The following is a 26,826-nucleotide window of genomic DNA, read 5'->3' as shown; positions in this document are numbered from 1 at the left end:
CGGCGGCACTCACCCGGGTGCCGCCGTCGGGCGCTTCCCCCGTCGAATTCCGGTAGGTTCCACGCGGTAAAGTTGGAACCACTATGACTACTGCTGCCATGTCGAATTCTTCAACTTCGTCAATTCCCGCCGTCAACGCCGAAACCCCGGTCCGCGTCCGGTTCTGCCCTTCGCCCACGGGAACCCCGCACGTCGGTTTGATCCGTACGGCACTCTTCAACTGGGCGTACGCGCGGCACACGGGCGGCAAGCTGGTTTTCCGCATCGAAGACACCGATTCCGCCCGTGACAGCGAAGAGAGCTACCACCAGTTGCTCGAGGCGCTGAAGTGGCTCGGCATCAACTGGGACGAAGGCGTCGAGGTGGGCGGCCCCCATGAACCGTACCGCCAGTCGCAGCGCAGCGACATCTACCAGGATGTCATCGCCAAGCTGAAGGCCGGCGGGCACATCTACGAGTCCTACTCCACCCCCGAGGAAATTGAAGCCCGGCACCGTGCGGCCGGCCGCGACCCGAAGCTCGGATACGACGGATTCGATCGCCACGTGACTGAGGAACAGCTCGCGCAGTACAAAGCCGAAGGCCGCCAGGCTGTGTTGCGCCTGCGCATGCCGGACGAAGACTTGACCTTCAACGACCTCGTCCGCGGTGAAATCACGTTCAAGGCCGGTTCCGTGCCGGACTTCGCCGTGGTGCGCGCCAACGGTGCGCCCTTGTACACCTTGGTGAATCCGGTGGACGACGCCATCATGGGAATCACCCACGTGCTCCGTGGCGAGGACCTGCTCAGCTCGACCCCCCGGCAGATCGCCCTCTACCGCGCCCTGTACGCGATCGGCGTGGCCGAGTACATGCCGGAATTCGGCCACCTTCCCTACGTCATGGGCCAGGGCAACAAGAAGCTCTCCAAGCGCGATCCCGAATCCAGCCTGTTCCTTCACCGCGAGCGTGGCTTCATCCGCGAGGGACTGCTCAACTACTTGTCGTTGCTGGGATGGTCCCTCAGCGCGGACGAGGACATCTTCACGGTCGAACAGCTCGTGGAGCACTTCGACATCCACGACGTCCTGGGCAACCCCGCGCGCTTCGACCTCAAGAAGGCCGAAGCCATCAACGGCACCCACGTCCGTATGCTGACGCCCGGGGACTTCCGGGAGCGGCTCGTCCCGTACCTGCGCGCCGCCGGTTTCGTGGGTGAGATCCTGACCCCGCGCGAGGAGGAGATCCTCGCCGAAGCGGCACCCCTGATCCAGGAGCGGATCACCCTTTTGGGTGAAGGCCCGGAAATGCTCGCCTTCCTGTTCAAGGGCGACGACAAGATCGACATCGCCGAAGACGCACGCAAGGGCCTTCCCGGGAACCTGGACGAGGTGCTCGACGCAGCGCTGGCAGCCTTGGAACCGGTGGAAGACTGGAGCGCCGAGGGCATCCAGACGGCGCTCAAGCAGGCACTCGTGGAGGATCTCGGCATCAAGCCGCGCCTGGCGTTCGGCCCGGTCCGGACCGCCATCTCCGGCCGCCGCATCTCGCCGCCGCTCTTCGAATCGATGGTCATCCTGGGCAAGGAATCCTCGCTCACGCGTTTGCGTTCGTTCCGCGGCTAGACCAGGCAATCCGTGAGCAGCACATTCCACGCTTCGTTTGGCACGGTCAAGGGCGTCTTGTTCGACATCGACGACACCCTGGTGGACCTTGAGTTTGCCATGACCACCGCATTGCGTAACGTCAGCGAACATCTTCTGCCCGGCCTTGACCAGGCCGGGTGGGAGAAGTTCGGCCGTATCTTCACGCACGAGACCACGCATTTCTACGATCGCTACCTCGCCGGTGAATTGACTTTCAACGAGCAGAGGCTCCTGCGGGGCCGGGCGGCATTGGGTCATTTCGGCGTCGAACTCAGCGGCGAGGAATCCCACGTGTGGCTCAGCGACTACGCCCTCCTGCAGCCCAGCCTGGTGAGGCCTTTCAGTGATGTCGCGCCGATCCTCGATGCGCTTGACGCGGCTGGGATTCCATACGGCGCCGTCAGCAACAACGTTCACGATTACCAGCGGGTCAAGCTCGACAGCGCCGGACTCGAACGCGTCTCGGTTCTAGTCGGGACTGACACCGTCGGGGTGCCTAAGCCGGACCCTGCCATCTACCTCGAAGGCGTCCGCCGCCTCGGCACCGATCCGGCTGAGACCCTTTTTGTGGGGGACAACCGTCTGCTCGACGCCGACGGCGCCACAGCGGCAGGATTGCTCGGTGTTTGGCTGAACCGGACCGGGGAAGTCGTCGCCGATTTCAAGGGCACCGAAATCGACTCCTTGTCCCGGTTGCTTGCCTGAACAGTTGAACCCGGCCGCATCAGGTGCTGGCCGGGTTCGGCTGGAGCGGAGCTGTCCGGTGTGATGCAGCCAACAGGGCTTTTGCCCGAGGAAGACCATTCACGATTTGTGCGCATCGAAAGTCTCGGGTAGAGTAATTACTCGTGCTGAGGGGCACGGAGGGAAGGTTTAGGCCTGAATATCCGGCCTAAAAGCGCCAATGGGATATGGTGTAATTGGCAACACTACGGTTTCTGGTACCGTCATTCTAGGTTCGAGTCCTGGTATCCCAGCTCTGAATAACTCGGGTATATGCCCGATAATCCAGGAGTTTCGAAGAGGTTCGCCGATTTGAAACAAAAAAGAATGTGTGAAATACTCATTCAGCTTGAATAGCGGAAACGGTGTTCGAGTAAAGAAATAAAGTGCAAGGCCCCATCGTATAGCGGCCTAGTACGCCGCCCTCTCACGGCGGTAACGCGGGTTCGAATCCCGCTGGGGTCACAAATTCCCCCGGAAACCCAAAGGGTCTCCGGGGGTTTCTTTTTGCCCGAAACGGCCTTGGTAACGGGGTATTTACTCTTTTGACGTTTTCGCCGGCTTACGGCGCCGCTGCCGCGTCCCTGACCTTGATGAGGGTGCGCAGGTTCCTGGTAGTAGTGCTCACCTTGTAGCGGGCTTTCGAGGAGAGCTTGCCGAAGGGGCTGTCCAGCGTTCCTCCGGCGGGAGCCAGCCACGCCGTAGCTTCGGGACCCAGCCGAACCTGCTCGACGCCGCCATTGCCCGGCTCTCCCAGCGCGGCTCCTGCGTCGAACAGTTCATCGAGCATGGCAGTATCCGAAGCCAGCGTGACGTAGCTGTGCGTCGTTTTGTCGTCGGCAGGATAAGGGCAAGCGTCTACCAGCTCAGCGAGCCTGCCGGCAGGGAGGACAACGACCCAGGCGTCATAGCCGAAGGTGTCCCTCAGGCACTTTTCAAAGACCTCTTTGACCCGGGCGGCATCCAGTTCGCTTTGAAGCACGACGTTGCCGCTGGCCAAGAGGGTTTTGACGCCCGTGAAAGGGCAGGATGCGAGGGCAGCCTTGAGGTCGCCCATCTTGATGTTGATTCCGCCCACGTTGATGCCGCGGAGGAATACCGCAAAGCTGTTCATGCGCCAACCCTACTGGCAATGGTCGGCTGCACGGCCTCAGTCGTTGTTCTTCCGCAGGGCTTCGGTCAGGACGCGGGCAGCGTTGCACACTACTTCCGCGTGCAGCCGCCCGGGTTGGCGGGTAAGGCGTTCGATCGGACCCGAAATGGACACGGCGGCGATGACGCGGCCGGAAGGTCCGCGCACCGGTGCGGAGACGGAGGCGACCCCCGGTTCCCGTTCGCCGAGGCTCTGCGCCCAGCCCCGGCGTCGAACTCCCGCGAGGACCGTCGGCGTGAAACGCGCATTCTGGAGTCCGTCCAGGAGTCGGTCGTGGTCCTCCCAGGCGAGCAGGATCTGGGCGGCGGAGCCTGCCTTCATGGACAGTTGGGTGCCCACAGGGATGGTGTCCCGCAATCCGATGGGGCGTTCGGCGGAAGCAACACACACTCGCCAGTCGCCCTGGCGGCGGAAGATCTGCGCGCTTTCGCCGGTCGCATCGCGAAGTTGGACGAGGACGGGGCCGGCCGAGGCAATCAGCCGGTCCTCTCCCGCCGCGGAAGCCAGCTCGACAAGGCGGCTGCCAAGGACAAAACGGCCTTGGATATCCCGGCTGACAAGGCGGTGGTGGACGAGGGCCAGGGCCAGGCGGTGCACGGTCGGGCGTGCCAGCCCCGTAGCGGCCACGAGCTGCGCGAGCGTGGTGGGTCCCGCCTCAAGTGCGTCGAGCACTTGGGCCGCTTTATCGATGACGCCGACTCCACTAGAATTGTCCATGTAATGATATTGCCGTCTCAATATCTGAGATGCAAGTTGTTGCGCTGGCGCCGTTCGACGCGCTGATGTTCAGTTGAAGTAGTCAAGCCAACCGCACTGAAGGGAGCAGGCCGTGGGAAAGACACTGGCCGAAAAAGTCTGGGACGCGCACGTTGTGCGCAAGGGTGATGGTGAAGGAGCCAACGCCCAGCCTGATCTTTTGTTCATCGACCTGCACCTCGTGCACGAAGTCACCTCGCCCCAGGCCTTCGAGGGCCTGCGGCTCGCCGGCCGCCCCCTGCGTCGGCCGGACCTCACCATCGCCACTGAGGACCACAACACTCCGACCCTGGACATCGACAAGCCGATTGCCGACCTCACGAGCCGGACGCAGATCGAGACCCTGCGCAACAACTGCAAGGAGTTCGGCGTCCGCCTGCACTCCTTGGGCGATGCCGAACAGGGCATCGTGCACGTCGTCGGCCCCCAGTTGGGCCTCACCCAGCCTGGGATGACCGTTGTCTGCGGCGACTCCCACACGTCCACCCACGGCGCGTTCGGTGCACTCGCGATGGGCATCGGAACGTCCGAGGTTGAACATGTCATGGCCACCCAGACGTTGTCGCTCAAGCCGTTCAAGACGATGGCAATCAACGTCGAGGGCACGCTGCGGCCCGGCGTGACAGCGAAGGACATCATCCTGGCCGTCATCGCCAAGATCGGCACGGGCGGTGGCCAGGGCTACGTTCTGGAGTACCGTGGCTCCGCCATCCGGGCTCTGTCGATGGACGCCCGCATGACCATTTGCAACATGTCCATTGAAGCCGGTGCCCGCGCGGGCATGGTCGCTCCGGACCAGACGACGTATGACTACATGCAGGGCCGTCCCCACGCTCCACAGGACGCCGATTGGAACGCCGCTGTGGAGTACTGGAACACGCTCCGCACAGACGACGATGCACGCTTCGATGTTGAGGTGGACCTCGACGCCGAGACGCTGGAGCCCTTCGTGACGTGGGGGACCAACCCGGGACAAGGTGTCTCCCTGTCTGCCGAGGTCCCTTCTCCGGAAGACTTTGGCGACGAAAACGCCAAGCTCGCAGCCGAGCGCGCCCTGCAGTACATGGGACTTGAAGCCGGTACGCCCATGAAGGATATCCGGGTGGACACCGTCTTCCTCGGTTCGTGCACCAACTCCCGCATCGAGGACCTCCGCGCGGCGGCCGACATCATCCGCGGCCGGGAAAAGGACCCCAAGGTGCGCATGCTCGTCGTCCCCGGATCTGCCCGGGTCCGATTGGAAGCCGAAGCCGAGGGCCTGGACAAGGTCTTCAAGGAATTCGGTGCCGAATGGCGATTCGCCGGTTGCTCGATGTGCCTCGGTATGAACCCCGACCAACTCGAACCGGGGGAGCGGTGCGCCTCCACGTCGAACCGCAACTTCGAAGGACGCCAGGGCAAGGGCGGACGGACCCACCTGGTATCGCCGGTTGTTGCCGCTGCGACGGCCATCCGGGGAACGCTCAGTTCGCCGTCGGACCTCGAACCCGTCGCCGTCCCGGCATCCACCACCACCGACGCCGCCTAGGAGGATCCCATGGAAAAATTCACCACCCACACCGGTATCGGCGTCCCGCTGCGCCAAAGCAACGTCGACACTGACCAGATCATCCCTGCCGTGTACCTGAAGCGGATCACCCGCACCGGTTTCGAAGACGCCTTGTTCGCCGGTTGGCGGAAGGACGAGTCCTTCATCCTGAACCAGGAGCCCTTCAGCGCAGGTTCCGTGCTCGTGGCCGGCCCCGACTTCGGCACAGGATCTTCCCGCGAACACGCAGTCTGGGCGCTGAAGGACTACGGTTTCAAAGCCGTGCTGTCCTCCAGGTTCGCGGACATCTTCCGCGGCAACTCGGGAAAGCAGGGACTCCTCGCGGCCCAGGTGGCCCAGGACGATATTGAACTCATCTGGAAGGTGCTCGAAAACGCTCCCGGCACCGAAGTCAAAGTGGACCTCGTGTCCAAGACAGTGGAATGCGGCAATGTCGTGGCCCCGTTTGACATCGATGACTACACGCGTTGGCGCCTCCTCGAAGGTCTTGACGACATCGGACTGACCCTCCAGCACGAGGAAGACATCACGGCGTACGAGGCCACGAGGCCGTCCTTCAAGCCGAAGACCCTGCCCGCGCGCACGCAGTAGGATCCTGCCGGCAGTTTGTCGCAGTATGAACGCTCCCGCCTCTTGAAAGGACAGGCGCACCCGAAGCATCGGGTGCGCCTGTCCTTTTTGGGCATTTGGAGTGCCGAACTGTGGTGAGCAGAACTTTGAGGTGCGGAGCCGAGAGCAGCGCGAGCTGGCGCAACAGGCGCCTTGTGCGATGTGCGTTTGCCGGATTCTCATGGCCTGATTCCGGCGTTCCGGAGTTTGCGGAGCAACTCGGCTGGGTCCTTTGCAGCGGGCCACATCCATCGGACCACTGTCAGTCCTATTGCGCGTAGCCGATCCTCGCGTATCTTTTCCGCTTCCAGCACGTCTTCGGGTGTTCGTCCGGCCAGGTATTCGCCCCGGCTGTATTTTGCCCAACCATCGAATTCGCCGACCACACCGTGATCCGGCCAATGGAAATCCGAGTAGCCGATGCGGCCGTTCGAGTCGTGGTGCTCTGCCTGAAGCCGGGGATGTGGAAGACCCGCTTGGATCATGACAGCACGGCTGAGGGATTCGCCGGGTGAGCCGGAGGCGGGATCCGCCGCCGCGAGGACCCGGTAAGTTCGCTGCTGCTTTGCGTTGCTCAGCGTGCCAAGCGTGGACCGGATCGCGTCGCCGAATTCCTCCGGCGCCCGTCCTGTCTTCTGCCAAAGCCACGCTGCACGGTCCACAGCGGGCAACGATCCGGTCAAGGGCAGTCGAATGGCGAGATCCCTGATGGTCCGGTCCATGGAAGTCACCAACAAGCCGTCCATACGGGCTATTTCCGTATCTTGAATCCCGGCTATCCGGCGCCGGATCCCGTTCTTGGGCCTGCCTCCGCCACGGCCAGGTAAGACCAGGGTTTCCACTTCTTCCGGGACGTCGACGAGCGGGAGATCCCACAATGCCGCCGCTGATTGGCCGCAGAAGACGGGAGGTCTGTTGGCGGCGTCGTTGACAGCCTGGATCTTGACCCGGAATTGTTCCCACGGTTCAAGTTCCAGCCATCGGCTGCGAGGTAGGTACAGCCCTCGTCGGATCCGTACGAGGTCTCCGCGCCGGGCCGCCCGGGCGACGGTTCGCGCTCCGTGGTCATCATCGGGGTCGGAATGCGGGGTGACCCAGGGATCAGGGCTGAAAGGTGCCATGGCTCAAGCTTCTGGTGTGAAACCCGCGGTGGCCAGCCCGCCGTCGTCGTATGTGGAAAACCCCGGATACACGGACACCGGCGGCCGGGACGACAACGCTGCTCCGAACCAGGTACCCGCTGATGACCTGCCGACCCGCAAAGGACCGGCGCACCCGAACCGCTGGGTGGGTGCGCGGGGTGTTCGTGGACGTGTACGGGCACCGCGCCGCACCGCAACCCGGCTTGGCGCGATGCATTTCGAATCGGTAACGCCAGCTTTTATGCTTAGCTTGAGCCTTCGTAAGTGTGGGGGCATCAACGTGTGAGGAAACCGGTATAGATGAGTAGTGTCCTGACAATCCGCGGCGGAGTCCCTTTGACCGGCCGTGTCACCGTCAGAGGTGCCAAGAACCTTGTTCCCAAGGCCATGGTGGCTTCCCTCCTCGGCAACGAACCCTCGGTGCTGCGGAACGTCCCGGAAATCAAGGACGTGGAGGTCGTCACCAGCCTTTTGCAGCTCCACGGAGTGACTGTCGAAAAGGATCCGGTGACCGGCGATCTCACGCTGGATCCGAAGAGCGCCAAGACCGCGTCAAGCACGGCAATCGACGCACACGCGGGCGACTCCCGCATTCCGATCCTCCTGTGCGGCCCGCTGATCCATGCGATCGGCGAGGCGTTCATCCCCGACCTCGGCGGTTGCAAGATCGGTGATCGGCCCATCGACTACCACCTGAATGTCCTGCGCCAGTTCGGTGCCGTGGTCGAGAAGCGTCCCGGCGGGATCCACATCTCCGCGCCCAAGGGGCTCCACGGCGCCAAGATCTCCCTGCCATACCCGTCGGTCGGAGCCACGGAGCAAGTCCTCCTGAGCGCTACGCGTGCCGAGGGAATTACTGAACTCAGCGGTGCCGCCACCGAACCCGAAGTCGTCGACCTCATCGCTGTCCTGCAGAAAATGGGCGCCATCATCAGCGTCCAGACGGACCGCACCATCCGGATCGAAGGCGTCAAGGACCTCGGCGGCTATGACCACCGGGCCTTGCCCGACCGCAACGAATCGGCTTCATGGGCCTCGGCCGCACTCGTAACGCGCGGGGACATCTTCGTCGAGGGTGCGTCGCAGCGGGACATGATGACCTTCCTCAACACCTACCGCAAGGTAGGCGGGGGCATGGACATCCGCGAGGACGGCATCCGCTTCTACCACCCGGGCGGCAAGCTCAGCCCGCTCGTCCTCGAAACGGACGTGCATCCGGGCTTCATGACCGATTGGCAGCAGCCTTTGGTGGTTGCCTTGACGCAGGCCGAAGGCGTTTCGATCGTGCATGAAACGGTCTACGAGAACCGTTTCGGATTCACCGACGCCTTGGCCCGCATGGGCGCGACCATCCAACTCCACCGCGAGTGCCTGGGCAGCGTGCCGTGCCGCTTTGGCCAGCGCAACTTCCTGCATTCCGCCGTGATTTCGGGACCGACTCCGCTCAGGGGCACCGATATCGACATCCCCGATCTCCGCGGCGGATTCAGCCACTTGATCGCCGCGCTCGCCGCCACGGGTACCTCAAGGGTGACCGGGATCGACATCATCAATCGCGGCTACGAGCGCTTCACCGAAAAACTGGCCGCTTTGGGCGCCGATTTCGACATCAACGACGCCAAGTAACGGGGGATACCTTGAAGGAATCGGCCAAGAGCCGTGCCATGTTCGCTGTTCTCGCAGGCGTTGCGCGTCCGCTGATGAACCTCTTGATGGCGAAAGAGTGGGAAGGGACGGAAAAGCTCCCCGCCGGGGGCTTCATCGCCGCCCCCAACCACTGCACCGAGATCGACCCCGTCGTTGTAGGGCACATGCTCTACAACAACAAGCGCCCGCCGCACTTCCTCGCGAAAGCCGGTCTCTTCAAGGCACCCATACTGGGTTCGTTGCTGCGCGCCACCAACCAGATACCAGTGGAGCGTTCGACGACGGGTGCGAACCGATCGTTGCAAGCCGCCCAGGCGGTGGTTGATTCCGGTGGAGCGATCATCATCTATCCCGAGGGAACGCTGACCCGCGATCCCGATTTGTGGCCGATGAAGGGGCACACGGGCGCAGCACGCCTGGCTATCAAGACCGGAGCCCCGGTAGTGCCGATCGCCCATTGGGGTGCCCATGAGGCGTTCCCGCGATACGCGAAGCGCTTTTATGTCTTCCCCCGGAAGACTTCGAGGATCCTGGTGGGAGACCCTGTGGACCTCAGCGCGTTCAGGGACCGGCCCATGGACCGCACCACCCTGATGGAGGCAACGGACGTCATCATGGACGCCATTACCGAACTGCTTTCCACTTTGCGGGGGGAGGAACCGCCTGCCGAGCGTTGGGACCCCGCGGCACACAACCAGTCCAAGCATGGTCGCTTTGAGAGCCAGGGATCCCAAGCCGGCGACTCCGCCGACCGCAACGGCACGGACGGGCCGAAGTGACCGCTGGCGAATTGCTTGCTGCCGACTCCGCCGTTGTCGCGGTGCTTGGCGCCGGTTCGTGGGGTACTACTTTCGCGAAGGTCCTGGCCGATGCCGCCACGGCAACCGGGGTGCAGCGGGCTATCCGCATGTGGGGCCGGCGGAGCGAGGTTGTTTCCCAAATCAACTCGGAGCACCGCAACGAGCAGTACTTGAAAGAGGTCGCGCTTCCCGAGTCCATCACGGCGTCAACGGATGTTTCCAAAGTGCTGGACGGCGCCGGAATCGTGATTCTGGCTGTCCCCGCCCAGTCGCTCAGGCTGCAGCTACGGGAATGGAAGCCGTATGTTGCGCCGGGAGCTGTGGTGGTGTCCCTTATGAAGGGCCTCGAACTCGGTACGGATTCGCGCATGAGCCAGGTCATTTCCGAGGAACTGGATATTCCGCACGAGCGGGTCGCGGTCATTTCCGGTCCCAACCTGGCCATGGAGATCGCACGCCAGGAGCCAACGGCCTCCGTTGTGGCGTGCAGCGATGAGCCCACCGCTGCCGCGATTGCGCACTGCTGCACGGCGCCCTACTTCCGCCCTTACACGAGCAACGATGTGATCGGCGTCGAAATCGGCGGCATCGTGAAGAACGTGATCGCCCTCGCCGTCGGCATCTGCGAAGGCAAGGAGATGGGGGACAACACCAAAGCCTCGGTGATCACCCGGGGCCTCGCGGAGACGACGCGCCTGGCCTTGGCGTTGGGCGGCGAAGCACACACCATGGCCGGACTCGCCGGCCTCGGAGACCTCGTGGCCACCTGTTCTTCGCCCCTGTCCCGGAACCACACGGCAGGTCGACTGCTCGGGCAAGGCCTGACGCTCGAACAGGTAGCCGAGCGCATGACGCAAACCGCGGAAGGCATCAAATCCGGGTACGCTGTCTACGAACTGGCCGGAAAGCTCGGTGTTGAAATGCCGATCACAGCCGCAGTGGTAGCCGTCCTTGAAGGCAAATTGTCCGTTGATCAACTTGGGCCCACACTCTTGGCCCGATCCCTGAAGTCCGAAGGCGATTACTGACCGTGACCAATGAATCCATTTCCGCCGGAACCGCTGAGCCTGCCGGTGCCGAGAGCCCGGCCGAAAGCACCCGCCCGCGCGTCGCGATCTTGTTCGGGGGCAGGTCCAGCGAGCACGCGGTGAGCTGCGTGACGGCGGCGGGAGTCCTGGGGGCCATCGACAACGAAAAGTACGACGTCATCCCGATCGGGATCGCCAAGAGCGGCCAATGGGTTATTCCCTCCGGCGATGTCAGCCAATGGTCGCTAAGCGCTTCGTCCTTGCCCGAAGTCGGTCCCTCCACGAAGACCGTCACGCTCGCCGAGGTGGGCGGATCCCACCAACTCATTGTCACGGCTCCGAACGCCGTGCCCGAGGAACTGGGGGCCGTCGACGTCGTTTTCCCGCTCCTGCACGGTCCCTGGGGCGAAGACGGCACAATCCAAGGACTCCTGGAGCTCTCCGACACCCGATACGTCGGCGCCGGAGTCCTGGCGTCCGCAGTCGGGATGGACAAGCACTTCATGAAGGTCGTCTTCGAAGCGGCCGGCTTGGCCGTGGGTCCCTATGTGGCCGTCACGGACCGGGAATGGGTGAACGACGCCGAAGCGGTTCGCAAGCGTGTGGACCGCCTCGGTTTCCCGGTGTTCGTGAAGCCGGCCCGCGCAGGCTCGTCCATGGGCATTTCCAAAGTGGATTCCATGGAGGGGCTGGATGCCGCCATCGAGGATGCCCGCAAGCACGATCTCAAACTTGTGATCGAGGCAGGTATTGTTGGCCGGGAAATCGAATGCGCCGTGCTCGAGGGCCGCGGTGCCGAAGCGCCTCGCACGTCGATGCCCGGTGAGATCGCAGTCGCTCCTGGCGAACATGAATTCTATGATTTCAACGCCAAGTATGTGGAAGACGGCGCAGCTGCGCTGAGTTGCCCGGCGGACATCCCGGAAGAGGCCATCGCGCGTGTCCGCGAGCTCGCCGCGGCGGCATTCGACGCCGTCGGTGCCGAAGGCCTCAGCCGGGTGGACTTTTTCTACACGCCCGAGGGCGAGCTCATCATCAACGAAATCAATACGATGCCGGGGTTCACGCCCAAGAGCATGTATCCGCAGATGTGGGCTGCCTCGGGCTTGGCCTATCCGGAACTGATTGACGAACTCATCTATTTGGCGCTCCACCGGAAAACCGGCCTGCGTTAGCAGCGGCCTGCAGCCGCCGGCAGCGGACTGCAACTGCCCGCAGCTGCACTCCGGACGGCGCCGGCGTCGGTTACTGGCCGGTCGGCAGGCCCTGCAGCAGCTCCGGCTGGCCTACGCACTTGCGGACGGCTTTGATCTTGGCCGCCGCCGGTGCGAGGTCGGCGAGGACCGTGGCGGAGCTGATCTTGTTCGGATCCATGAGGATTTCGGTCGCTGGTTCGCGCCCGTAGGTGGTGAGCGTCCAGACGGGGTCGCCTTCCTTGATGACCCAGTCGACGTCGTTGACCGTGACGCAACGGTCGGTGGTGGGGCCCGGTATGTTGACACCGCAACGGAGGATCAGCACCGACGGGTCGCCCCACGCTGCCGTAGCCTGGCTGTTTGTCTGCCGCAGGGACGCGTCGCCCACCTTGTCGGGGAGGGCCACCATCATGGGCGCACACGCGGGATTGGCGGCGTCGGAGGCCGCTTGGACGTCGACGGCGGGTGTACAGGCTGAGAGGCCGAGGACCGAAACCGCGGCGGCCGTCACGGTACAAAGGGCGCGGACGTACACGGCGGTTTTCGTTTGTTGCATTAGTCAAGCGTATCGCGGCTGCGGGGCTCCGGAATCTCGACGGAGGCGCAGCATCCCATATCCGGTTCGGGCATGGCCAGTCACATCCTGTCTATCGAGACCCGCCCGTTCGTTGTCGGTGGTTCGCGATAGCGTAGAGCTGTGTCCAGAGAACAACTGACTGTTGCCGAGCTGTCCGAGGGGGAGCTCCTCGCGCGCATATTTCCGCGACTGAACAAGCCGCTGAACCAGCCACTAAACGCTGGCGGCAGCCTGCTGCTCGGACCGGGCGACGACGCCGCCGTCGTCGCAGCTCCGGATGGACGGACGCTTATTTCGATCGACACGCAGACCCAGGACCAGGACTTCCGCCTGGAATGGAACAACGGGTACCGGACCACCGGGTACGACGTCGGCTGGAAGTCGGCGGCACAAAACCTCAGCGATATCAACGCGATGGGCGGAACCGCTTTGTCGCTCGTGGTGAGCTTGACCATGCCGCCCGGAACTCCGGTGGAGTGGGTCGAAGACTTCGCCGACGGACTGACGGCCGGCATAGCAGGCCTCGGAGCCGCCGAGTGTTCGGTGGCAGGGGGAGACCTGGGCCGCGGCCGCGAACTTGCCGTGACCGTCGCGATCGTCGGCACCATGCACGGTCTTCCCGCGGTCTTGCGCTCCGGTGCGCGGCCAAGCGATTGCTTGGCCCTTGCCGGTACTGTCGGCCGTGCCGCCGCAGGCCTCGCATTGCTTGAAAGTGAGGTGCCTTTGGCCGGGCTCACCACCGTGCAGCGCGCAATCATGGACAGTCAGTGCCGGCCGAATCCGCCCCTTGCGGCCGGCCCGCAGGGCGCGGCCGCCGGCGCCACGGCCATGATGGATGTGTCGGACGGGTTGTTGCGCGATGGTTCGCGGCTCGCGGCGGCCAGCGGCGTGATTCTCGATCTTGATCCGGTGGCCCTTAAATCACTTGCTGTCCCTTTGGAAGCCGCTTCCGCCCTGCTCGGAACCGATCCGATGGACTGGGTGCTTGGCGGCGGTGAAGACCACGGCCTGTTGGCGACTTTTCCAGCCACTGTTCAGTTACCTTCCGGCTTCACTGCGATAGGCTCGGTCCATGCCGTTGCCGAAGGGCAGCACAGCGGCGTCCGGATTGCCGGCATGCCCGCTGACACCGTGGGATGGGATCACTTTGCAGACTAAGATTGCCGCCAACGCGCACGCCATGAAGCGGTGGCTGGGCAAAGCCGAGACGACGCTTGGCAACCACAGCGACCGCATCAATGCGATCAACATTTTCCCGGTGGCCGACGGCGATACCGGCACCAACCTCTACCTCACGGTCCGTGCGGCGGCGGCTGCGCTGGTCCAAGGCCCGGGCGGCGAACCCACCAACGACGTCGGCGCCGTCCTTGGCGCCGCAGGCCAGGCTGCCATGGAACAGGCGCGCGGAAACTCCGGAACCCTGTTCGCCGTCTTCCTGTGTGCAGCGGCCGAGCCCCTCGTCGGACATGCGCGCTTGAGCGCGCCGTTGCTCGCCAGTGCATTGAACCGGGCACAGATCCGGGCGTGGTCGGCGCTGAGCGAACCCGTCCCCGGCACCATGCTTTCCGTCCTCGAAGCTGCTGCGCGAGCCGCTGGCGAATGCGATTCCGCGCACAACGGAGATGACAGCAACCAGGCGCTCGGCCTGGCCCTCGATGCCGCGGTGAATGCCGCGCTCGAGGCCGTGGTGCGGACCGAGGACCAGCTCGCCCCGCTGCATGCAGCCCATGTTGTCGATGCCGGCGGAGTGGGCATGTTGTTGATCCTCGACTGCCTTCGTTCAGCCGTTCTCGGCGAAGAACTCCAGGACGAATTGCTCGACGGCCTTCATGGTTACGACGTCCAGGATCCGCATATCCACACCGGGATGCCGAACGACGACGGCGTGGAAGTCATGTGCACCATCAGCCTTCCGCCGCTGGCGGCGGCAACGCTGCGGCAGCGGTTGGATGAACTGGGCGACTCAGTGATCATGAGCCAGTTGGGAAGCCGCCCGGGTCATGGGGAAAGTGCTTCGGCCCGCGACGTTGACGACGATGACGACGCTCCCGAAACAAGCTACCGCTGGCGCGTGCACGTACACGTGCCTGAGGCGGAGCCTGCAGTGGCGCTCATCCGGTCCTTGGGCGACCCCACGGACATCACGATCAGCCAATTGTCCATGCCGCGCGATCCGGGTCTCCCGGTAGTCCATAACGCGCATGAATCCTGAGCTCCAGCTTCCCCTCGAGCGGAGAATCGGCAAACGCTCGGCTTCGGTCATCGAGAAACACCTCGGCTTAAGCACAGTCGGGGAACTATTGAATTACTTTCCCCGGCGCTACTTGACCCGCGGGGAACTCACTCCCATCAGCAAGCTGCCTTTGGACGAGGAAGCCACGCTCATTGCCAAGGTCCTCTCCAACTCGACCCGGCAGATGCGTGCCCGGCGCGGCTCACTGACCGACGTCACGGTCACCGACGACGCCGGCGGTGACCACGTTCCAGGGACGTTGAAGATCAGTTTCTTCAACGGCTTCCGCGCGCGCAGTGAACTCCAACCGGGTCGCCGGGTGATGTTCTCCGGCAAGGTCGTCCGGTACGGCGGATCATTGAGCATGACCAACCCGGACTTTATCCTGCTCGACGAAGACCCGGACCTCGGCGGGACGAACGACCCGGAAAAGCTCGCCGCCATGCCCATCCCGGTCTATCCGGCCACGGCGAAACTCACCAGTTGGTCCATCCATAAGGCAATCACCACGCTGCTGGACACCATTGAACTGGACGCCATCGACGATCCTTTGCCGCCTGGGATCGCCTCGCGCGAGGCATTCCTCTCCATAGGGCAGGCGTACCGCCTGATTCATTCGCCGGAGACGACCACGGATTGGCGCCGTGCCAGGGACCGGTTCCGCTACCAGGAAGCCTTGGTGCTGCAGACCGCCTTGGCCCGGCGCAGGTCCCAGCTTGCCGCGGAAGAAGCCACCGCCCGGCGGCCGCTGCCGGACGGCGTCCTTTCGGCATTCGACCGGCAGTTGCCGTTCACACTGACAGCCGGCCAGGCCGCCGTCGGGAAGACGCTCTCGCACGAACTGGCGCAAGACTCACCGATGAACCGCCTGCTGCAGGGCGAGGTGGGTTCCGGGAAGACGATTGTGGCCCTGCGCGCCATGCTGCAAGTGGTCGACGCCGGAGGGCAGGCCGCGCTGCTCGCCCCCACCGAGGTCCTGGCCGCGCAGCATTTCGACTCCATCCGGCGCACGCTGGGTGACCTCGCTAGCGATGCCGTCTTCGGCGGTGCGGGAATGCTGGGCCAGGATTCCGGGAGCGGCGCGGGCTCGGTCCACGTCACGTTGCTGACCGGTTCCATGCCCACCGCCGCCCGCAAACAGGCGATGCTCGACGCCGCTTCGGGCAGCGCGGGCATTGTCATCGGCACCCACGCCCTGTTGAGCGACAAGACCACTTTCCAGGATCTTGGCTTGATCGTGGTGGACGAACAGCACCGCTTCGGGGTTGAGCAGCGCGATGCGCTCCGGGCGAAGGCGAACCGGCCACCGCACCTCTTGGTGATGACCGCCACTCCGATCCCGCGAACCGTGGCCATGACCGTCTTCGGCGACCTCGAAACATCTGTGCTCGATGAGCTTCCTGCAGGCAGGGCACCCATCTCCACCCACGTCGTCGGGCTGGCCGAAAACCCGGGTTGGGCCGCAAGGATCTGGAAGCGCTCGCGGGAGGAGATCGATGCGGGCCACCAGGTGTACGTGGTGTGCCCCAAGATCGGAGATGACGACGACGGCGACTTCAGTCCCGGGGAAACGGAACCAAGCGACGCCGGGCTTTCCGACGACGGCCTTTCTGATGAGGGGCCGGCGCGCGAGCTCGCGTCGGTGACCGCCGTCGTCGAAACCCTGGGCCAGGAGCCGGCGCTCCGCGGCGTAAAGGTGGAACCCCTCCACGGACGGCAGGATCCTGCGCTCAAGTCCGAAACGATGACATCGTTCGCCGCCAACAACACGCAACTGCTGGTTTCCACCACGGTGATCGAGGTCGGGGTGGATGTCCATAACGCCACGTTGATGGTGATCCTGGATGCCGACCGCTTCGGCATTTCGCAGCTTCACCAGTTGCGGGGCCGGGTGGGTCGTGGTGGGCTTCCGGGGACGTGTTTGCTGGTCACCACGCTGGAGCCCGGCCACCCGAGCCGCAGGCGCTTGGACGCTGTGGCTTCGACCACCGATGGCTTCGTGCTTTCCCAGGAAGACCTCAAACTGCGCCGGGAAGGCGACATCCTTGGTGCCTCGCAATCAGGCGGCCGTTCCACCCTGAAGCTTTTGCGTGTCCTGGAGCATGAAGAACTCATTGCCCGTGCCCGTACCGACGCGCAATTGCTGGTCGCAGACGATCCGGCGCTGGATGCGCAACCGGCGTTGGCAGCAGCAATCGACGAGTACCTCAACCCGGAGAAGGAGGCGTTCCTTGAACGCGGCTAAGGAACCCAGAGCGATATACCGTGTTCGGGGGACACTCCAGTGAGCAGGATCATCGCGGGAGTCGCAGGCGGAAACCCCTTGGCGAGCGTTCCGGGGAATGCCACGCGGCCCACTACGGACCGCGTCAAGGAGGCGTTGTTTTCGCGCCTTGAGGCACTTGACGCGATTGACGGCGCCAGGGTCCTCGATCTGTATGCCGGCTCTGGTTCGCTCGGGATCGAAGGGGCCAGCCGGGGAGCCAGGACAGCGGAACTAGTCGAGTCCGACGCCCGCGCCTCGGAGGTGTGCCAGCGCAACGCCGACATGGCGAACCAGGTTCTCGGCCACAGGACCGTATCCGTGCACCGGTCGAAGGTGGAATCGTTCCTGGAGCGGGCCGCGGATAGTGTCCTGTGGGACCTTGTGTTCCTGGACCCGCCATATCCCCTCGACGAACCTTCCCTCAAGGCCGTCCTCACGAAGCTGGCTTTCCATCTGGACGAGGGCGCGGTGGTTGTCGTCGAGCGGTCTTCACGGTCACCTGAGCCGGACTGGCCGGACACCCTCGAACGGTTTGCGGACAAGAAATACGGCGAGACCAAGCTCTGGTTCGCTGAACCCGTCTAGTGCACCTCAGTCGGAGATGCGGTCCAGGTCCACACCGCTAAGCACGGTTGCGGGGTGCGGTCCGCGGGCCAGTAGTTCCGCCGACCACTCAGTAGGCCACGGTCGCCGGGTTCCAACCACGATGATGTTTCCCGGGTACCGTCCGGCGAACATGCCGCTCTCGGCGAAGGCGGCGACGTCGGTCATCGCCTTGCGCATGGCAGCGACCTGGCTGCGGACCAACGTCAAGGCGGCTTCGTCGCCGATGTTCACAATGAGCACGCCGTCTGGCCGGAGACGGGCGGCGGCTTCCTCGTAGAATTCCTGGCAGGCGATGTGCGCCGGAGCCTCGGGGCCGGAGAAGATGTCGAGGATCACGACGTCGAAATCGAGTTCCGCGGGCAGCTCGGCGAGGGTTTCGCGTGCGTCGCCGATATGGGTCGTCAGCCGGGTGCCTTCCGGCAACGGGAGTTTCTGAAGGACGAAGTCCAGCAGTTCGCGTTCGAGTTCGACAGCGTGCTGTACCGATCCCGGGCGCGTCGCCTCTATGTAGCGGGCAAGGGTCAGGGCTCCGGCCCCGAGATGGAGCGCGGAGACCGCTTGTCCCCGGGGTGCGGCGAGATCCACGACGTGGCCGATCCGGCGGAGGTATTCGTAGAAGATTTCCGCGGGTTCGGCGAGGTTGACATGGGATTGTTCGGCGCCCCCGATCCGCAGGATGTAGGCCCCGTCGATCAGCGTGTCGGCTTCGATCCCGGCATGTTGGCCTGTGGTCCGGAGGAACCTGCGTCCTTCATGGCTTTCCTTGGCAGGCACCGTCACAGCTTTTCCCGAAGGGTGGCGAGCCGGGTGGCCGCTTCCTCGAGCACCTCGGTTCGCTTGCAGAAGGCGAAGCGGAGCAGGCTCCTTGTGCGCTCCGCGCCTTCCGGGTGGCAGAACACGGGAACGGGAATGGCCGCGACGCCCACAAGTGATGGCAAGCGCCGTGCCAGCTCCACGGAATCGCTGATGCCAAGGGGCGCTGTGTCCACGTTGATGAAGTAGGTTCCGCGGGGCGTGTAGACATCGAAGCCAGCTGCCCGCAGCCCGTCCGCGAGAATGTCCCGTTTGTGCTGGAGTTCGGAGATGATTCCGGCGTAGAAGTCGTCCGGCAGGGACAAGCCCTCGGCGATCGCGCTTTGGAAGGGGGTTCCTGAACTGTACGTCAGGAATTGCTTGACCGTGCGGAGGGCTGCGACGAGGTGCGCCGGCCCGCTCGCCCACCCGACCTTCCAGCCCGTGAAGGAGAACGTCTTTCCCGCGGATGAAATCGTGATGGTCCGCTCGGCGGCTCCGGGGATGGTGGCAACAGGAAGGTGCGGCACGCCGAAGGTCATGTGCTCGTAGACTTCGTCGCTGACAATTACGGCGTCGTGGCGTCTGGCGAGCTCGACGACGCGTCCGAGGACGGCGCGCGGGAAGACCGCACCCGTGGGGTTGTGCGGGTTGTTGAGGAGAACTACTTTCGTGCGTTCGGTGAAAGCCGATTCGAGGGCGTCGAGGTCCGGAAGGAAATCCGGGGCGAGCAGGGGAGTCGTGACGTGCCGCGCGCCGGTGAGTCCGATGATTGCGCCATAAGAGTCGTAGAACGGCTCGAAAGTCAGGACTTCATCGCCCGGCCCGACGAACGCAAGCACCGCCGCCGCGATGGCCTCGGTTGCTCCCGTGGTCACGACGACCTCGGTCTGCGGATCGAGCGCCAGCCCGTAGAAGCGCTCCTGGTGCGCCGCGACGGCGCTCCGAAGCTCGGGGATGCCTTTGCCTGGAGCATACTGGTTGGATCCCGCCGCGATGGCCGCTTGGGCCGCTGCCTTGATTTCGGCCGGGCCGTCTTCGTCGGGGAATCCTTGGCCCAGGTTGATAGCTCCAGTGGCGAGCGCCAGGGTGGTCATCTCTTCGAAGATCGTGGTGCCTAGCTCGCCCTGGGCTGAAAGGAGGTTGGCGCCGCTGGCCGCACGCTTCCACGGGGAGGCAGCTGCGTTCACGCTGAGGGGGACCGGGCTCGTCACGGTGGGATTGCCTTCCTGAACGGGGCTCCGGCTGGTCCGGACGGCCCTGCCAGCCATCGTATCGCCCATAGTGCGGCCGGCCATGGATGCGATAGGTTCGAACCATGAGACGCGCAGTGTGCCCCGGATCCTTTGACCCCATCCACAACGGACACCTGGAAGTCATCGCAAGGGCCGCTGGATTGTTCGATGAAGTGGTGGTGGCGGTTTCCACAAACTACGCGAAGAAGTATCGTTTCAGCCTCGAAGAACGCATGGACATGGCGCGTGAAACCCTGGCGTCCTTGCAGGGCATCATCGTTGAGCCGATGGGGGACGGACTCCTGGCAGAGTACTGCCGGCACCGCGGAATTTCAGCGATCGTGAAGGGCCTGCGCTCCTCGTCGGATTTCGATTACGAGTTGCCGATGGCCACCATGAACCGGCAATTGTCCGGTGTGGAGACTGTCTTCCTTCCGGCGGAAGCCCATTACCTGCATTTGTCGTCCACGCTCATCAAGGAAATTTCGGTCCTTGGTGGCGATGTCTCGGATTTCGTCCCCAGGTCCGTGCTGAGGAGGATTCTGGCTGGCGAGTCCGGCAGCGGAGCAGCCACGTAAAGGGTAAGCTGGGTCGGTACCTCTGGCGGGGCGCTCCGCGACGGACCCGGTTTGAGTCCGTTCCCGCGTTCAGGCTAAGATGGTACGTCGGTCATATGTTCTACAGGAGTTCTCATTAATCGAGATGTAAGTTCGCCTTTGACGCTCGACGTCAGGGACCTCGGACGCAGTCCAGGAAGCATGCGGACGCTCAGTGAACATGTACCCGCGCCAAGCGACCTTGGCGTGGCACTCATTGGCGTTCAGGAAGGCTCGGATATCGAGCTCGACCTGAAGCTCGAGGCCGTACACGAAGGAATTCTGGTATCCGGAACCGTTTTCGCCGAAGTCAAGGGCGAATGCGGACGATGCCTGGATCCCCTTGCGTATGACCTTGAGGTCAATGTGCAAGAGCTTTTCTTCTATGAAGGTGTTGAGCTTTCGGACGAAGAAGACGATGAAGAGCAACGTCGAGTCGAGCACGATCTAATCGATCTTGAACCGGTGTTGCGGGACGCAGTTGTAACCATGCTGCCGTTCCAGCCGGTGTGCCGGGAAGACTGCCAGGGCCTTTGCTCCGAATGCGGAGTGCGTCTGGAAGACGAGCCGGGGCACCACCACGAGGTCTTGGATCCTCGCTGGGCTGCCCTAGCTGAACTGGCTAAGCCTGACCGGCAAACTGATTAGTAAGTGTTGACTAAGAGAGAAATGAGATAGCCGTGGCTGTTCCCAAGCGGAAAATGTCTCGCGCAAATACCCGCGCCCGCCGTGCCCAGTGGAAGGCAACTGCCCCCCACCTGGTCAAGACCATCGAAAACGGCCAGGTTGTCTACAGCCTGCCGCACCAGGCAAAGGTCGTAACCGACTCTGCCGGCACTGCGCTGTTCCTTGAATACAAGGGCCGCAAGGTCGCAGACGCCTAAATCCGCCACACAGGCTGATAAAGGATGTCTTCAACTGAAGAGCTTCTGAAGCGTCTCGGTGTCTCAATTGACGCCGAGACGCTTCGTCTTGCTCTGACACATCGTTCCTACGCGTACGAAAACGGCGGGATCCCCACCAACGAGCGCCTCGAATTCCTCGGCGACTCCATCCTGGGCTTTTCCGTGACCGATTCCCTCTACCGGGACAACCCGGACCTTCCGGAGGGTGAACTCGCCAAGCGGCGTTCCGCCGTCGTGAGCACGCGGGCGTTGGCCGGTATCGCCAGGGAACTCGGAGTGGGGGAGTTCATCTACCTCGGGCAGGGCGAAAGGCTCACCGACGGCAAGAACAAGTCCTCGATCCTCGCCGACACCATGGAAGCCCTCATCGGCGCCACCTACCTGTCCAACGACATCGAGACGGCGCGGCAATTGGTCATGCGCCTCGTTGGCCCCTTGCTGAAGGACGCCGCAGCCTTGGGCGCAGGCACCGACTGGAAAACCAGCATGCAGGAGCTCGCCGCTAGCCGCCAGATGGGCTCCATCTACTACGCCGTAGAAGGTTCGGGCCCGGACCACGCGCGCAATTTCGAAGCGGTGCTCCAGATCGCCGGCACCGCCTACGGCAAGGGCTCAGGCCACTCCAAGAAGGAAGCCGAACAGGAAGCCGCAGCGGATGCGTGGCGCACCCTGAACAGCAAGAACAAGCCGCAACACACGGCAGGAGCTTCGGCTGATCCTGCCCACAGCGCCTGAGGTACCGTGCCGGAACTTCCCGAAGTCGAAGTGGTCCGTCGAGGCCTGGCCCGTTGGGTGCGGGGCCGGACGATCACCGGCGTCGACGTCATGGATCCCCGCTCGATCCGCCGCCATGCCCTCGGCACGGAAGACTTCATCGGCAACCTTGGGCATGCAACGGTGCTGGACGTTGTCCGGCGCGGCAAGTTCCTGTGGATGCCGCTGCAAGCCGAGGGATCGCGCGAAGGCACGCTGCCCGGCGTCGCGCTGATGGCGCACCTGGGCATGAGCGGGCAATTGCTCATGCAGGATCCGGATGTCCCCGACGAAAAGCACTTGAAAGTCCGGCTTCGGCTCAGCAGTTCCGACGGCATGCCGGAGGAATTGCGGTTCGTGGACCAGCGGATTTTCGGCGGACTTTTCGTTACCTCCCTCGTCCCGACCCCGGATGGGCAGCCAGGCGGCCAAGGTGAAACACCTCTTCCGGAAATCGCGGAGGAAGCAGCACACATTGCCCGTGATCCCCTCGATCCGTATTTTTCCTTCGACGATTTCTACACCAAGGTCAAAGGACGCAGGACCGGGCTCAAGCGCGCTTTGCTCGATCAGGGCCTTATTTCGGGCATAGGCAATATCTACGCGGACGAGGCCCTCTGGAGGGCGAAGCTCCACTATGCGCGGCCCACAGACACCCTTCGGCGTGCCGATGCCTTCCGGATTGTAGAGGCTGCGAGGGAAGTCATGGGAGACGCCCTGGCCGCCGGCGGAACGAGTTTCGACTCCCTCTACGTGAACGTCAATGGAGACTCGGGATACTTCGCACGCTCCCTCGATGCCTACGGGCGTGCCGGCGAGCCATGCAGGCGATGCGCCGCCGTCGGGCTGGCGAGCATCATCAAGCGCGAACAATTCATGAACCGCTCGTCGTATCGTTGCCCCGTCTGCCAACCGAAGCCCCGCAACGCCCGCTGGTAGCCGACGTCCGCTGGGCGGTAGGCCAGTAAATCCGCGGATTTTCGCTCCTGGGCAGTAAATTGGGAGGGGGATATCAGCCACTCAGGAGATCCGAAACACTTTGCACTTGAAAAGTCTGACCGTTCGCGGTTTTAAGTCGTTCGCGTCAGCCACGACGTTCGACTTCGAACCGGGCGTCACAGCCGTGGTCGGCCCCAACGGTTCGGGCAAGTCCAATGTGGTGGATGCTTTGGCCTGGGTCATGGGCGAACAGGGGGCGAAGACCCTTCGCGGCGGAAAGATGGAAGACGTCATTTTCGCTGGGACATCCGGCCGTCCGCCCTTGGGCCGCGCGCACGTATCCCTGACGATCGACAACGCCGACGGCGCCCTGCCGATCGAGTACAGCGAAGTCACCATTTCCCGTACCCTCTTCCGCGCCGGCGGATCGGAATACGCCATCAACGGCTCATCGTGCCGCCTCCTGGACATCCAGGAACTGCTGTCCGACTCGGGCCTTGGCCGGGAGATGCACGTAATCGTGGGCCAGGGCCAATTGGACCGCGTCCTGCACGCCACTCCGGAGGACCGTCGCGGGTTCATCGAAGAAGCCGCGGGAATCCTCAAGCATCGGCGCCGCAAGGAAAAGACGGTCCGGAAGCTCGAAGCCATGCAGGCGAACCTCCAGCGGCTCGGCGACCTCACGGCCGAGATCCGCCGCCAGCTCACGCCCCTCGGCAAACAAGCCGAAGTCGCCCGACGGGCCCAGACCGTGCAGTTCGACCTCCGGGATGCCAAATCGAGGTTGCTCGCGGATGAACTTGTCCGGCTCACCATGGCGCTGGAAAAGGATGTTGCCGACGAGGCAGCGCTCAAGGAACGCCGTGAAACCGTTGAAACGGAACTGGGCGCAGGACGCCAACGCCAGGCGCGGCTCGAGCAACTCGCGGCGGAGGCCACGCCCCGGCTCAACGCGGCGAGGGACAACTGGTACCAATTGTCCGCGTCCAGGGACCGGCTTCGGGCGTTGGGATCCCTCGCGAGAGAGCGAAGGCGCCTTTTGGGGTCTTCGGACGCAGCGCCGGAATCGGGCCGCGACCCGGATCATCTTGATCGCCAAGCCGCGCGTGTCAGGCAGGAGCAGGCTGAACTCGAGCACGATATCCTCGCCAAGCAGGCTGCACTCCTGGATGCAACCGCGGCGAAGCAGGAAGCGGAAAACCTCGCGGCCGAAGAAGACCGGCGCCTCACAGCCGTGCTGCGGGCGGCAGCTGATCGGCGGGAAGGCCTGGCGAAGCTGGTCGGTCAGCTCGCGGCCGCCCGTTCGCGGGCAGAGGCAGCCGAAGCCGAACGCGGCCGGCTCCGGGAGTCGCTGTCCGCGGGCGAAGAGCGCCGGCGCCAAGCACAGAGCGAGTTCGTCGCCCTTGAATCGCAAGTGGCAGGCGCGGAGGACGGTGAGGAAAGCCTCGACGCCGAGTACGAGGAAGCAGGCACCCTCCTTGACGGGATCGAGGCTGAGATCGAGGCTTTGAAGCTTGCCGAGCAGCGTGACGTCCGCGATCGCGACGCCCTCACCGCCCGCCGTGATGCGCTCCAGCTGGGGCTCAACCGCAAGGACGGATCCGAACGCATCCTCTCTTCCGGGCACCCCGCGGTCCTCGGGCCGCTGGCTTCGCTCCTGACCGTGCAACCGGGCTACGAGGCCGCGGTGGCGGCGGCCTTGGGTGCTGCGTCGGACGCCGTGGTGGTGGCCGACGGCGCGGGAGCAGTTGCCGCGCTGCAGCTGCTGAAAAAGGTCGACGCCGGCCGGGCTTCGCTGGTGCTCTCGCGGCCGGTTGAGTCGGCGGAGCCGGAGCCTGGGCCCACGGAGTTGCCGGTCCTGCCAGACGGGGCCCGTTGGGCCGCGGAGCTGGTCACGGCGAACAATGACCACGCTAAAGGCGCGGTGCAGCTCCTGGCGCGCACCGCCGTCGTCGACGGTTTGGATGAGGCGGCAAGCCTCATTTCCGGCGACCCCAGGCTCACGGCCGTCACGTTGGACGGGGACGTGTTCGCTGCGTTGGCCGTGCACGGCGGATCGGCAAGCGCGCCGTCGCTCCTTGAAGTCCAGGCGGCAGTCGACGACGCCGAAATGCGCCTTCAGGAGACCATCTCACGCTTGGAACGGGGACGGTTTGCGTTGGCCGGTGCCCAAGCGCGCAGGGCCGAAGCCCAGGAACGCGCCGACGCCGCCCTCGATAAGCTCCACGACTCCGATGCCCGTTTGGCCGCCGTTGCGGAACGGCTCGGGCACTTGAACTCCCAGTTGCGAAGCGCCGTGGCGGAGAGGGATCGCTTGGCCGAGTCCCTGGCCAAGGCGGAACTGAACATCGCGGTGGCCGAGGAATCGCTTGAAGTCGCGGCCGAGCGCCTGGCTGCGGCGCAGGAAGCCCCGGCAGAGGAAGAACCGTCCACGGAGCAAAGGGATGCGTTGTCCCGCGCGGCGAGCGAAGCGCGGGCGCATGAGATGGAGGTCAGGCTCGGGTTGCGCAGTGCGGAGGAGCAACTCACAGCAACCAGCAACCGTGCGGCATCCTTGGAACGCGCCGCGGCGAGCGAGCGGCGTGCCCGCGAGGAAGCTGCCCGGCGGGCAGCGCGTCGCAGGGCGCAGGCCCAACGGGCTTCCGCCGTCGCTGCCGCTGTTGAACAAGCGGTGCGGTTTGTCGACGTTTCGGTGGAACTGGCAGCCCGTGCCCGGGATGACGCCGAATCGGTCCGTGAGCAGCGCGAAAAGGAATTGGGAGAGGTGCGCAGCAGCAACGACGCCTTGGCCCGGGAACTGGCGCAGCTCACCGATTCCGTGCACCGCGACGAAATGGCGCGTGCCCAACACCGCTTGAAGATCGAAGCACTGGAGGCCCGGGCCATCGATGAACTGGGCCTTTCGGCGGAACAACTCGTGGCCGGCTTCGGGCCCGATCAGCCCGTTCCGGTTCCCGCCGCTGCCACGGACAAATGGGCAGAGCTGCGGGCTCCCGTTGACGAGGACGGCAACCCGGTCATCGAGGGCATTCCCTTTGTCCGGTCGGAGCAGGAGAAACGGCTCCGCAAAGCCGAACGCGACCTCGCCGCCCTCGGCAAGGTCAATCCCTTGGCGCTTGAGGAATTCGCCGCCTTGGAAGAACGGCACCAGTTCCTCAGCACCCAGCTTGAAGATCTCAAATCCAGCCGGAAGGACCTTCTGGACATCATCAAGGAAGTGGACAACAGGGTCCAGCAGGTCTTCTCTGAGGCGTTCGCCGATACTTCCAAGCAGTTCGACCACGTGTTCGCGCGGCTCTTTCCCGGCGGGGAAGGCCGGCTGGTCCTGACGGATCCCGAGGACATGTTGACCACGGGCATTGAAGTGGAAGCCCGGCCGGCGGGAAAGAAAATCAAGAGGCTGTCCCTCCTGTCAGGCGGCGAAAGGTCTTTGACCGCCGTCGCCCTGCTCGTTGCCATCTTCAAGGCGAGGCCATCGCCGTTCTACGTCATGGATGAAGTGGAAGCTGCCTTGGATGACACCAACCTGGGCCGCCTCATTACCATTTTCGAAGAACTTCGAGAGTCCAGCCAGCTGATTGTCATCACCCACCAGAAGCGGACCATGGAGGTCGCCGACGCACTCTACGGGGTGACAATGCGGGGCGACGGGGTGTCCACCGTCATCAGCCAGAGGCTCGCTGCCGAGGTCTAGCT

General features: G+C 64.0%; 23 protein-coding genes, 2 tRNA genes and 1 pseudogene. 20 read left to right on the top strand and 6 right to left on the bottom strand.

Features of this window, described 5'->3' with window-relative positions; translation table 11 throughout:
* Positions 1-83: 83 nt before the first annotated feature.
* The 4 genes from gltX (at position 84) to E1809_RS11665 (ending at position 2,813) form a co-directional block, all read left to right on the top strand.
* The gene (gltX, locus tag E1809_RS11680; RefSeq protein WP_133204406.1) at positions 84-1,604 is read left to right on the top strand and encodes a glutamate--tRNA ligase; all 1,521 of its coding nucleotides are present in this window, start codon (positions 84-86) and stop codon (positions 1,602-1,604) included.
* 12 nt (positions 1,605-1,616) lie between these two features.
* Positions 1,617-2,330 carry an HAD family hydrolase gene (locus tag E1809_RS11675; protein WP_133204405.1) on the top strand — a complete coding sequence of 238 codons (714 nt, stop codon included), beginning with the start codon at positions 1,617-1,619 and terminating at the stop codon, positions 2,328-2,330.
* A 200-nt stretch (positions 2,331-2,530) separates the two neighbouring features.
* Positions 2,531-2,602, top strand: a tRNA-Gln gene (locus tag E1809_RS11670).
* Positions 2,603-2,740: 138 nt separating this feature from the next.
* Positions 2,741-2,813: transfer RNA gene (locus tag E1809_RS11665), tRNA-Glu, on the top strand.
* A 97-nt stretch (positions 2,814-2,910) separates the two neighbouring features.
* Here E1809_RS11665 and E1809_RS11660 read toward each other — a convergent pair.
* Positions 2,911-3,462, bottom strand: a complete 552-nt coding sequence (locus E1809_RS11660) for a DUF1697 domain-containing protein (RefSeq protein ID WP_133204404.1) — start codon at positions 3,460-3,462, stop codon at positions 2,911-2,913.
* Between the two features lie 36 nt (positions 3,463-3,498).
* Entirely contained in the window at positions 3,499-4,218 is a 720-nt protein-coding gene (locus E1809_RS11655; protein ID WP_133204403.1) for an IclR family transcriptional regulator, read from the bottom strand.
* 112 nt (positions 4,219-4,330) lie between these two features.
* Here E1809_RS11655 and leuC point away from each other — a divergent pair, with 112 nt between their 5' ends.
* Together leuC and leuD are read left to right on the top strand one after the other, a co-directional pair.
* A complete protein-coding gene (leuC, locus tag E1809_RS11650; RefSeq protein WP_133204402.1) occupies positions 4,331-5,785 on the top strand; it encodes a 3-isopropylmalate dehydratase large subunit in 1,455 nt (484 codons plus the stop codon).
* Between the two features lie 9 nt (positions 5,786-5,794).
* Positions 5,795-6,397, top strand: a complete 603-nt coding sequence (gene leuD / locus E1809_RS11645) for a 3-isopropylmalate dehydratase small subunit (protein WP_133204401.1) — start codon at positions 5,795-5,797, stop codon at positions 6,395-6,397.
* A gap of 197 nt (positions 6,398-6,594) precedes the next feature.
* On the opposite strand, the gene E1809_RS11640 is transcribed toward leuD, so the two are convergent.
* On the bottom strand, positions 6,595-7,536 hold the full coding sequence (locus E1809_RS11640) for a hypothetical protein (RefSeq protein WP_133204400.1): 942 nt from the start codon (positions 7,534-7,536) through the stop codon (positions 6,595-6,597).
* A gap of 321 nt (positions 7,537-7,857) precedes the next feature.
* Between E1809_RS11640 and murA the strand changes: the two genes are divergently transcribed.
* Genes murA through E1809_RS11620 form a run of 4 tightly spaced genes read left to right on the top strand, consistent with a single transcriptional unit; the run spans position 7,858 to position 12,207 of the window.
* Complete coding sequence (gene murA / locus E1809_RS11635; protein WP_133204399.1) at positions 7,858-9,183, top strand: UDP-N-acetylglucosamine 1-carboxyvinyltransferase; 1,326 nt, start codon at positions 7,858-7,860, stop codon at positions 9,181-9,183.
* A gap of 11 nt (positions 9,184-9,194) precedes the next feature.
* On the top strand, positions 9,195-9,983 hold the full coding sequence (locus E1809_RS11630; protein ID WP_133204398.1) for a lysophospholipid acyltransferase family protein: 789 nt from the start codon (positions 9,195-9,197) through the stop codon (positions 9,981-9,983).
* Positions 9,980-11,032: an NAD(P)H-dependent glycerol-3-phosphate dehydrogenase gene (locus tag E1809_RS11625; RefSeq protein WP_133204397.1), complete on the top strand. Its 1,053-nt coding sequence runs from the start codon at positions 9,980-9,982 to the stop codon at positions 11,030-11,032. Before E1809_RS11630 ends, E1809_RS11625 begins: the two co-directional genes overlap by 4 nt.
* A gap of 17 nt (positions 11,033-11,049) precedes the next feature.
* On the top strand, positions 11,050-12,207 hold the full coding sequence (locus E1809_RS11620) for a D-alanine--D-alanine ligase family protein (protein ID WP_374102694.1): 1,158 nt from the start codon (positions 11,050-11,052) through the stop codon (positions 12,205-12,207).
* Between the two features lie 70 nt (positions 12,208-12,277).
* Here the strand turns inward: E1809_RS11620 and E1809_RS11615 are convergent, their stop codons facing one another.
* Positions 12,278-12,784 (bottom strand): DUF3515 domain-containing protein, encoded by a 507-nt coding sequence (locus E1809_RS11615; protein ID WP_133204395.1) that lies wholly within the window; start codon positions 12,782-12,784, stop codon positions 12,278-12,280.
* A 141-nt stretch (positions 12,785-12,925) separates the two neighbouring features.
* Between E1809_RS11615 and thiL the strand changes: the two genes are divergently transcribed.
* From thiL to rsmD, 4 genes are read left to right on the top strand one after another with little or no spacing between them, the layout of a single operon-like run.
* Positions 12,926-13,963 (top strand): thiamine-phosphate kinase, encoded by a 1,038-nt coding sequence (gene thiL / locus E1809_RS11610; protein WP_133204394.1) that lies wholly within the window; start codon positions 12,926-12,928, stop codon positions 13,961-13,963.
* 22 nt (positions 13,964-13,985) lie between these two features.
* The gene (locus E1809_RS11605; protein WP_133204462.1) at positions 13,986-15,017 is read left to right on the top strand and encodes a DAK2 domain-containing protein; all 1,032 of its coding nucleotides are present in this window, start codon (positions 13,986-13,988) and stop codon (positions 15,015-15,017) included.
* Positions 15,007-17,283 (top strand): ATP-dependent DNA helicase RecG, encoded by a 2,277-nt coding sequence (locus tag E1809_RS11600; protein WP_133204393.1) that lies wholly within the window; start codon positions 15,007-15,009, stop codon positions 17,281-17,283. The genes E1809_RS11605 and E1809_RS11600 overlap by 11 nt, the downstream gene beginning before the upstream one ends.
* A gap of 39 nt (positions 17,284-17,322) precedes the next feature.
* A complete protein-coding gene (gene rsmD / locus E1809_RS11595) occupies positions 17,323-17,889 on the top strand; it encodes a 16S rRNA (guanine(966)-N(2))-methyltransferase RsmD (protein ID WP_133204392.1) in 567 nt (188 codons plus the stop codon).
* A gap of 6 nt (positions 17,890-17,895) precedes the next feature.
* On the opposite strand, the gene E1809_RS11590 is transcribed toward rsmD, so the two are convergent.
* The gene (locus tag E1809_RS11590) at positions 17,896-18,684 is read right to left on the bottom strand and encodes a spermidine synthase (RefSeq protein ID WP_133204391.1); all 789 of its coding nucleotides are present in this window, start codon (positions 18,682-18,684) and stop codon (positions 17,896-17,898) included.
* Between the two features lie 2 nt (positions 18,685-18,686).
* Positions 18,687-20,000 carry an aminotransferase class I/II-fold pyridoxal phosphate-dependent enzyme gene (locus E1809_RS11585; protein ID WP_235835555.1) on the bottom strand — a complete coding sequence of 438 codons (1,314 nt, stop codon included), beginning with the start codon at positions 19,998-20,000 and terminating at the stop codon, positions 18,687-18,689.
* A gap of 20 nt (positions 20,001-20,020) precedes the next feature.
* Between E1809_RS11585 and coaD the strand changes: the two are divergent.
* The 6 genes and pseudogenes from coaD to smc all read left to right on the top strand — a co-directional run bounded on the left by coaD (position 20,021) and on the right by smc (position 26,824).
* Positions 20,021-20,522: pseudogene (gene coaD, locus E1809_RS11580) on the top strand (pantetheine-phosphate adenylyltransferase).
* Between the two features lie 131 nt (positions 20,523-20,653).
* Entirely contained in the window at positions 20,654-21,181 is a 528-nt protein-coding gene (locus E1809_RS11575) for a YceD family protein (RefSeq protein WP_133204389.1), read from the top strand.
* Between the two features lie 32 nt (positions 21,182-21,213).
* Positions 21,214-21,417 carry a 50S ribosomal protein L32 gene (rpmF, locus tag E1809_RS11570; protein ID WP_133204388.1) on the top strand — a complete coding sequence of 68 codons (204 nt, stop codon included), beginning with the start codon at positions 21,214-21,216 and terminating at the stop codon, positions 21,415-21,417.
* Between the two features lie 24 nt (positions 21,418-21,441).
* On the top strand, positions 21,442-22,173 hold the full coding sequence (rnc, locus tag E1809_RS11565) for a ribonuclease III (RefSeq protein ID WP_133204387.1): 732 nt from the start codon (positions 21,442-21,444) through the stop codon (positions 22,171-22,173).
* A gap of 6 nt (positions 22,174-22,179) precedes the next feature.
* Positions 22,180-23,130, top strand: a complete 951-nt coding sequence (mutM, locus tag E1809_RS11560) for a bifunctional DNA-formamidopyrimidine glycosylase/DNA-(apurinic or apyrimidinic site) lyase (protein WP_133204386.1) — start codon at positions 22,180-22,182, stop codon at positions 23,128-23,130.
* 100 nt (positions 23,131-23,230) lie between these two features.
* A complete protein-coding gene (gene smc / locus E1809_RS11555; protein ID WP_205754164.1) occupies positions 23,231-26,824 on the top strand; it encodes a chromosome segregation protein SMC in 3,594 nt (1,197 codons plus the stop codon).
* Positions 26,825-26,826 lie beyond the last annotated feature (2 nt).

The sequence above is a fragment of the Arthrobacter terricola genome, from assembly GCF_004354015.1.
GTDB classification, from domain to species: domain Bacteria; phylum Actinomycetota; class Actinomycetes; order Actinomycetales; family Micrococcaceae; genus Arthrobacter; species Arthrobacter terricola.
The sequence above is the reverse complement of the archived record's forward strand: the minus strand, read 5'-3'. Positions and strand labels throughout refer to the sequence as shown.